The organism is Enterococcus sp. DIV1726a (assembly GCF_051710985.1).
Lineage (GTDB): Bacteria > Bacillota > Bacilli > Lactobacillales > Enterococcaceae > Enterococcus_B > Enterococcus_B hirae.
The window spans coordinates 2,793,367-2,800,000 of sequence record NZ_JBIOLS010000001.1 but is presented as its reverse complement, the minus strand read 5'-3'; the positions used below and the strand labels follow the sequence as shown (position 1 = coordinate 2,800,000).

Sequence of the window (6,634 nt, the reverse complement as noted above, 5' to 3'; positions counted from 1 at the left end):
ATCGAGGACTTAACCACATTGGTAAAGAAAAAACTCGGTAGAGTTTACGAAATACTTCAAATCCAGTTTTGAGTGAGCAAAAGCAAACTCAATAATGATAACACCACAGTGTGGTGGCGATAGCGAGAAGGATACACCTGTAACCATGCCGAACACAGAAGTTAAGCTTCTTAGCGCCGATTGTAGTGAGGGGTTGCCCCTTGTGAGAGTAGGACGTCGCCACGCTTAAGTTATCCATGGAGGTTTAGCTCAGCTGGGAGAGCATCTGCCTTACAAGCAGAGGGTCAGCGGTTCGATCCCGTTAACCTCCATATGAGCCGTTAGCTCAGTTGGTAGAGCATCTGACTTTTAATCAGAGGGTCACAGGTTCGAGCCCTGTACGGCTCATATTTTTTGCGGGTGTGGCGGAATTGGCAGACGCACTAGATTTAGGATCTAGCGCCTTACGGCGTGGGGGTTCAAGTCCCTTCACCCGCATAATATGATTTTTTTAATGACATGCCGGCTTAGCTCAGTTGGTAGAGCATCTGATTTGTAATCAGAGGGTCGAGGGTTCAAGTCCTTTAGCCGGCATCATAAACACGCGGAAATAGCTCAGTGGTAGAGCACCACCTTGCCAAGGTGGGGGTCGCGGGTTCGAACCCCGTTTTCCGCTTTGCCAAAGTAACAACGCCGGGGTGGCGGAACTGGCAGACGCACAGGACTTAAAATCCTGCGGTGAGTGATCACCGTACCGGTTCGATTCCGGTCCTCGGCATTACAAATATGCGCCCATAGCTCAACTGGATAGAGTGTTTGACTACGGATCAAAAGGTTAGGGGTTCGACTCCTCTTGGGCGCGTAGTCTTTTTTATATTTTCGGGAAGTAGCTCAGCTTGGTAGAGCACTTGGTTTGGGACCAAGGGGTCGCAGGTTCGAATCCTGTCTTCCCGATTTTTTATTTTTATTGATTTTTCTAGAAATGTATTTTATAATTTAAATGAACTGAATATGCGCCCATAGCTCAACTGGATAGAGTGTTTGACTACGGATCAAAAGGTTAGGGGTTCGACTCCTCTTGGGCGCGTTAATACGGAATCCTGCATTCCGTATTTTTTTATATTTTTAATGATTTCTAAGGGAAAAGTCTTTCTTCTTTCTTTCTGATATTAAATTCGCTATAATTAAGGTCAATATTAGTCAAAGGAATGAGTAAGATGGCGCATCAGAATACCTCGGATTTAATTGAATCATATATAAAAAAGTTTTTAGAAAAGAATGAAATGATTGAGATTCGCAGGATTGAACTGGCCGACCTCTTTAATTGTGTACCTTCTCAAATTAATTATGTGATTAATACTCGTTTTACGATTCAGCGAGGTTATTTGGTTGAGAGTAAACGTGGCGGTGGTGGCTACATACGGATTGCCAAAGTAAGAATTTCTGATAAAAGGCATATGTTGGAACAAGTGAATCAGCTATTCAATGAAACGATTAGTGAAAAAAATGCTTTTGCAATCATCCAAAAATTATATGAGGATCAAATTGTTACTAAAAAAGAAGGCAATTTAATGCTGAGCGCAATTGCCAAAAATACACTGAATGTAGATGGTGGGCTAGAAGATTATGTTCGTGCTCGAATTCTTCGAGCATTTCTTGAACGATTAAGCTATGAAGATGGGAAGTGAAGATGAATGGAAGAACTTTTTACGCAAAGAGCACAATTAGTATTAGAAATTGCACAAGATGAAGCAAAAAAGTTTAAGCATCAGTCTGTTAGTTCTGAGCATATTTTGTTGTCATTGGTTATTGAACCGAATGGAATTGCTGGGAAAGTACTACGTGAAGTTGGATTAACTGAAACAGACATCTACGAAGAGATTGAGCATTTGATTGGCTACGGTACAATGACTTCATATCCTCAAGGAACCTTTTTACCTTATTCGCCACGCATGAAACAAATTTTTGCATTGGCAAATAGTGAAGTAAGAAAAATGGGTGCTCAAAAAGTGGGAACGGAACATATCTTGTTGAGTATGCTAAGAGATGAAAGTATCATGGCTACTCGGATGATGATCAATTTGGGAATCAGTTTAACGAAAGTCCGACAATCTTTGAAACAAAAAATGGGCATAAAAAATGATAGTCGTAATAATAGTATCCGTCGTAAAAACCCACAAGAAAAGCGTCAAATGGTAAAAGGTACTCCAACGTTAGATTCTTTAGCAAGAGATTTGACGAAGTTAGCGAGAGACGGAAAACTTGACCCAGTTGTTGGGCGTTCAAGAGAAGTAAAACGCTTGATTCAAATACTTAGTCGCCGAACTAAAAACAATCCTGTATTAGTAGGGGAACCTGGTGTTGGTAAGACAGCGATTGCTGAAGGTTTAGCCCAAAAAATCGTGATGGGTGAAGTTCCTGAAGAGATGCAAGAAAAACGCTTGATGATGTTAGACATGGGGTCTTTAGTAGCGGGAACAAAATACCGTGGAGAATTTGAAGACCGTATGAAAAAGGTGATTGACGAAATCTATAACGACGGTCAAGTCATTTTATTTATTGATGAGTTGCATACCTTGATCGGTGCCGGTGGTGCAGAAGGGGCAATTGATGCATCTAATATTTTGAAACCTGCTTTAGCTCGTGGAGAATTACAGACAATTGGTGCTACAACATTAGATGAATATCAAAAGTACATTGAAAAAGATTCTGCCCTTGAACGACGCTTTGCTCGAATTCAAGTAGATGAACCGACACCTGAAGAAGCAGAAGAGATTTTACGTGGTCTTCGTTCAAGATATGAAGAGCATCATGGTGTAGAAATCACTGATGATGCGATAAGAGCTGCGGTTCATCTTTCTGTACGCTATATCACTTCTCGTCAATTACCTGACAAAGCAATCGATTTGATTGATGAGTCAGCTGCTAAGGTACGCTTAGATCAAACAGATGATCTTTCGGAATCTACAGTAATTAAGTTGGAAATCGAACAATTAGTCAAAGAAAAAGAACGAGCAATCCAAAAACAAGACTTTGAAATAGCAGCACAATTGCGAAGACAAGAAAAAGCATTACACAAAAAATTAGTAAAACTATTGATACTAGAAGAAAAGCAGGAAAATGGTTATGCTGATCGTGTGACTGAAGAAGATGTAGCCACAGTCGTTTCTGAATGGACAGGTGTTCCATTACAACAACTGGAAAAGAAAGAAAGTCAGCGTTTATTGGAATTAGAAGCACTTTTACATGAACGTGTTGTTGGACAAGATGAAGCAGTCAAAGCAGTATCAAGAGCAATTCGTCGGGCTCGTAGTGGGTTAAAAGATCCAAATCGACCAATTGGCTCCTTTATGTTCTTAGGACCTACAGGAGTTGGTAAAACGGAACTTGCTAAAGCTTTATCGGAAGTGATGTTTGGGGACGAGAATTCCTTGATTCGGGTTGATATGTCTGAATTTATGGAAAAATACAGTACGAGTCGGTTGATTGGGTCACCTCCGGGCTATGTTGGGTATGATGAAGGTGGACAATTAACAGAAAAAATTCGACAAAAGCCCTACTCTGTCATCTTATTAGATGAAGTAGAAAAAGCCCATCCAGATGTATTTAATCTGTTATTACAAGTACTAGACGATGGCCATTTAACAGACTCTAAAGGTCGGAAAGTTGATTTTAGAAATACGATCATGATCATGACTTCCAATATTGGTGCAACCCAAATTCGAGAAGAAAAAAACGTTGGCTTCAATGTACAAGACATTACCAAAGATCATAAAGCCATGCAAAAGCGTATTTTAGAAGAATTAAAGAAAACATTCCGTCCAGAGTTCTTGAACCGGATAGATGAAACAGTTGTCTTCCATTCATTAAGCAAGGATGAAATCCACTCCATTGTTCAAATTATGAGTCGAGCAATCGTCAAACGTTTGAAAGAACAGGATATCCAAGTGAAGATCACTCCGGCAGCAATAGATGTGATCGGAAAAGCTGGTTTTGATCCTGAATATGGCGCTCGTCCAATACGAAGAGCGTTGCAAAAAGAAATAGAAGATCGTTTAAGTGAAGCATTATTAGGTGGAGAAATCCATTTAGGCGATCAAGTGACAGTGGGAGCCTCCAAAGGAAAAATCACTTTGAATGTACGTCTTCCAAAAAAGTATGTAGTTGAATCATAGGAGTTAAAAAAGAAGTGAGAGAATTTTGTTCCACATAACGATTGAAGGTTATGGGCAAAAGGCTCTCACTTTTTTATTTTTTTTACTTTTTTTCTTGTGAATTTAAATTCAAAAATCCACCAATAAATGTAAGAAGTGTTGGCAACTTTTTTAAGCTATGCTACTATTATGGAGTTGTAGGAGGAGGAAATGATGATCGAAATCATAACTACGGTAGAAACTTTTGAACAAGCAAAAGAATTACTTGAAGCAGGAACAGATACTTTGTATTTTGGCGAGGAACTATTTGGTTTACGATTACCTGCGTCGTTTACAAGAGAAGAACAACGTCAATTAGTTGAATTGGCGCACACATATGGTAAAAAAGTAAATATTGCGATGAATGGGATTATTCATCCTGAAAAAATGAAAAAAGTACCTGAATATCTACAATTCCTGAAAGAAATTGGGGTAGATCAACTGACAGTAGGTGATACAGGTATCATATACACCATGAAGAAACATCCAGAATGGCGTATTCCCTACATTTTTGATGCAGAAACGTTAGTTACTAGTGCTAGACAAATCAATTTTTGGGCGAAAAGAGGAGCTGTTGGAGCTGTTTTAGCTAGAGAAGTTCCTTTTGAAGAAATGAAAGCCATGGAAGAAAAACTAAATGTTCCGGTAGAAATTCTAGTGTATGGTGCTACTTGCATTCATCAATCAAAACGTCCTTTATTGCAAAATTATTATCATTTTACCAAACAAGAAGAGCGAGTAGATCGTGATCGGGGATTGTTTATTTCAGAACCTAAGAAAGACGACACACATTATTCCATCTATGAAGACACTCATGGGACCCATATTTTTGCCAGCAATGACATCAACCTGTCAAAAGAATTAGGGTTATTGTATCAACATCAGTTCCGTACATGGAAACTTGATGGTTTATTTACCCCAGGAGAAAATTTTGTAAAAATTACCAAAGCATTTGTGGAAGCGAAAGAACAAATCCTTGCAGGTACTTGGAATGAAAAAAGTGCTGAAATATTAAGCAAAAAGATAAGTGAATTACATCCTCAAAATCGTGAATTAGATACTGGCTTCTTCTATATTGATCCTGAAGCCATCAAGTAAGGAGTATGACGAGAAAAAATGACAACAAAAAGAAAATTGAAACGACCCGAAGTCTTAGCTCCAGCTGGGACACTTGAAAAATTAAAGACAGCGATTCATTATGGCGCAGATGCAGTCTATATTGGCGGAAATGCTTATGGACTAAGAAGTCGCGCAGGTAACTTTACCTATGAAGAGATGGCTGAAGGCGTAGCTTTTGCAAAAGCACATAACGCAAAAGTATATGTTGCTGCAAATATGGTGACACATGAAGGAAATGAAGAAGGTGCTGGAGAATTTTTCCGTCAATTACGTGATGTCGGAATTTCTGCCGTAATTGTTTCAGATCCAGCGCTGATTGAAATATGTGCGACAGAAGCACCGGGCTTACCGATCCATTTATCGACACAAGCATCTGCCACTAACTTTGAAACTCTTGAATTTTGGAAAGAAGAAGGATTAGAGCGTGTCGTTTTAGCTCGTGAAGTTTCTATGGAAGAAGTGGCTGAGATTCGTAAAAATACGGATGTGGAAATTGAAGCCTTTATCCATGGTGCGATGTGTATTTCTTATTCTGGCCGTTGTACCTTATCTAATCACATGTCAATGCGTGATGCTAATCGTGGGGGCTGTTCACAATCTTGTCGTTGGAAATATGGATTATTTGATATGCCTTTTGGCCAAGAAAGAAATCATCTGACAGAAAACGGCGAAATAGAAGAAGAATTTTCAATGAGTGCAGTAGATATGTCGATGATCGAGCATATCCCGGAATTGATTGAAAATGGGGTAGATAGCTTTAAGATTGAAGGAAGAATGAAATCAATTCACTATGTATCTACAGTTTCTAATGTTTATAAAGCTGCGGTCGACAGTTATATGGAAGACCCTGAAAATTATGTCTGCAAGCAAGAGTGGATTGATGAGTTATGGAAAGTGGCACAACGGGAACTTGCTACAGGATTTTATTACAATACACCAACAGAAAATGAACAATTATTTGGGGAACGTCGTAAGATCCCTGTTTATAAATTTGTAGGTGAAGTAATGTCTTATGATGAAAAAACCAAAATTGCAACGATCCGTCAACGAAATCTATTTTCTGTGGGAGATGAGATCGAATTTTATGGTCCAGGATTCACTCATTTTAGCCAAACGGTTGAGGTAATGTACAATGAAGAAGATGAATCCATTGACCGGGCACCAAATCCGATGATGATTTTAACTATGCCAGTGACACAACCTGTAAAACCAGGAGATATGATTCGGAAAAGAAAATAAAAGCATACGCTAATCAATCCAATAAAAATAAAGCATCAAAGTTATATTAGCTGTTTAAACGTGTTAAACTTATTTTTTGTAAGGATAAAAAGAGTAGAGAAGAA

At 38.9% G+C, this 6,634-nt stretch carries 4 protein-coding genes, 9 tRNA genes and 2 rRNA genes (1 of these 15 cut by a window edge); all 15 read left to right on the top strand.

What is annotated here, in order from left to right; translation table 11 throughout:
- Positions 1–17: ribosomal RNA gene (locus tag IGJ27_RS12715) — 23S ribosomal RNA — on the top strand (it extends 2,897 nt beyond the left edge of the window).
- Positions 18–109: 92 nt separating this feature from the next.
- Positions 110–225, top strand: a 5S ribosomal RNA gene (gene rrf, locus IGJ27_RS12710).
- Between the two features lie 13 nt (positions 226–238).
- Positions 239–311, top strand: a tRNA-Val gene (locus IGJ27_RS12705).
- 3 nt (positions 312–314) lie between these two features.
- Positions 315–387 (top strand) — tRNA-Lys (locus tag IGJ27_RS12700).
- A gap of 8 nt (positions 388–395) precedes the next feature.
- A tRNA-Leu gene (locus IGJ27_RS12695) sits at positions 396–477 on the top strand.
- A 23-nt stretch (positions 478–500) separates the two neighbouring features.
- A tRNA-Thr gene (locus tag IGJ27_RS12690) sits at positions 501–573 on the top strand.
- 10 nt (positions 574–583) lie between these two features.
- A tRNA-Gly gene (locus IGJ27_RS12685) sits at positions 584–655 on the top strand.
- Between the two features lie 16 nt (positions 656–671).
- Positions 672–757, top strand: a tRNA-Leu gene (locus IGJ27_RS12680).
- Between the two features lie 10 nt (positions 758–767).
- A tRNA-Arg gene (locus IGJ27_RS12675) sits at positions 768–841 on the top strand.
- An 18-nt stretch (positions 842–859) separates the two neighbouring features.
- Positions 860–933 (top strand) — tRNA-Pro (locus IGJ27_RS12670).
- A gap of 59 nt (positions 934–992) precedes the next feature.
- A tRNA-Arg gene (locus tag IGJ27_RS12665) sits at positions 993–1,066 on the top strand.
- A gap of 130 nt (positions 1,067–1,196) precedes the next feature.
- A complete protein-coding gene (locus IGJ27_RS12660; protein ID WP_034700167.1) occupies positions 1,197–1,667 on the top strand; it encodes a CtsR family transcriptional regulator in 471 nt (156 codons plus the stop codon).
- 6 nt (positions 1,668–1,673) lie between these two features.
- Positions 1,674–4,154, top strand: coding sequence for an ATP-dependent Clp protease ATP-binding subunit (locus IGJ27_RS12655; RefSeq protein WP_010720716.1), 2,481 nt, complete (start codon positions 1,674–1,676; stop codon positions 4,152–4,154).
- Between the two features lie 192 nt (positions 4,155–4,346).
- A complete protein-coding gene (locus tag IGJ27_RS12650; protein WP_025480289.1) occupies positions 4,347–5,270 on the top strand; it encodes a peptidase U32 family protein in 924 nt (307 codons plus the stop codon).
- An 18-nt stretch (positions 5,271–5,288) separates the two neighbouring features.
- Entirely contained in the window at positions 5,289–6,530 is a 1,242-nt protein-coding gene (locus tag IGJ27_RS12645; protein ID WP_010720714.1) for a peptidase U32 family protein, read from the top strand.
- Positions 6,531–6,634: the final 104 nt, after the last annotated feature.